The organism is Wolbachia pipientis, from assembly GCF_030373985.1.
Classification (GTDB): domain Bacteria; phylum Pseudomonadota; class Alphaproteobacteria; order Rickettsiales; family Anaplasmataceae; genus Wolbachia; species Wolbachia pipientis_D.
The window spans coordinates 1-1692 of sequence record NZ_JAUCRB010000010.1 but is presented as its reverse complement, the minus strand read 5'-3'; the positions used below and the strand labels follow the sequence as shown (position 1 = coordinate 1692).

Annotated in this window: 2 pseudogenes; both read right to left on the bottom strand. The window is 33.4% G+C overall.

Annotation, left to right across the window (positions count from 1 at the left end):
• Nucleotides 1-1214: 1214 nt before the first annotated feature.
• Nucleotides 1215-1417, bottom strand: a pseudogene (locus tag QUS22_RS05690) (Rpn family recombination-promoting nuclease/putative transposase); the annotation flags it as partial.
• Nucleotides 1417-1692, bottom strand: a pseudogene (locus QUS22_RS05420) (hypothetical protein); the annotation flags it as partial. The pseudogenes QUS22_RS05420 and QUS22_RS05690, both read right to left, overlap by 1 nt.

Below are 1692 nucleotides of genomic sequence, written 5' to 3'. Positions count from 1 at the left end.
TATTATTAATTTTATTATTATTATTATTATTATTATTATTATTATTATTATTATTATTATTATTATTATTATTATTATTATTAATTATTATTATTATTATTATTATCGCTTAAAATTGTTAAATGAAGCGTCACGATTTGGATGACGAGGCATTTGGCTAGTCTTAGAAACACCCGAGTGGGTGGATACTGAATTCGCACCTGTTTAATCATAAAATACGGATGTGCTGTTCCAGTATGCTCATCAACGATTAGGTCTCACGACCAGACCGATGACAAGATGCTTTCGCCCCTACATTCTTCGCGGTTTCCCATTCCATACAGCTCTTACGAGCTGTTGATCTTTCATATATCCTCCATATTTTAACCGTGCCTTTTAAGGCAGGTACCGAATATAACAGCACCTGTTGCTTCTTCAATCCTAGGTTAACTAGGTCCGAAGCAGAATTTTCGCAGAGAATGCCCCTATATCAGACAGTGAGGGTCGTTATAGAGGGTTTACATGACTTGAACGTGGAATATTCTACGACCTCGCGACTGTCAGAGTAATATGCCACCAACCGAGCATGACACTCATCCAGTGGAATACTTTCCCAAAGAACCTGTACATTCACAATCGCACTTACGTTTGATCGCTTCAGTACAAGATCAGGTTTTCTGATCCTCTCAGCCGTAGAAATCTTAGGCATCTTCTCAACAAACCAACCAACCTCACTTAGATTGTGTGCGAGACTATTCACTAAAGTGTCGTGGCGCTTGATTCTAATACCATGTGTCTTCCAACATATCTGAGAGATATGATGTAGGGTCGCAATAGTATTACAACCAGCACTACAATATTTACTTCTTCTACGAGCCCGATTTAACAGGGAGGTTTTTAACACTTCTCATTTAAACTAAAATATTTTTTCAACATTAGAAATTATTTATATAATATGTCATTTGTGATGATTGTTTTATTTTGTAAAAGTTATTATTTTAAAACATATATTCAATAAGGTAAGATTATAATAAATTCTATAAATTTTATAATTTAAAAAAGTTTTAATTTAATTAACACTAAACAAATAATTACATACTCATAGGCAAATATAAAAATATCTATTTTATTTATATATATTTATATATATTTATATATATATACAGCAAAATTTCAGAACCTACTCGAAGTGCGATTTCAAATTAACTCGAGAATTCACAATAAAGCTGAGCAATTTAAGAGTGAAGAAGACCAGTAGTTTTAGCTATAATCACAATAGAAACTCCTGCTTTAAGTAGACTTTTAGTAACCTCGATTTCTCTAACTTTTCTACCTCTTTCTTCACCTATTTGTATTCCTTCTTTTTTAATTTACCTTTTTCTTCGCTTATTTGTATTCCTTCTTGTCTACCTCTTTCTTCCCCGATTTGTATTCCTTCTAATCTACCTTTTTATCAAGGAATGATGGGGTTGCCACCACTGCCTTGATAATAGTCGAATCCGAAGACATCATATTTTCCATCCTCCGCTTCCGATAGAGAGGTATATTCCATCTAAACGAAGGAATACCCAATCCTCCAACTTTTTTACCTTTTTCTTCGCCTATTTGTATTCCTTCTTTTCTAGCATCTTCAAGTTTTTGAGCATGGACAGCTTTCTCATCACGAATACGTTTGATCTCTTGTTCATATGCAATGAATTCTTTTTCTGACCA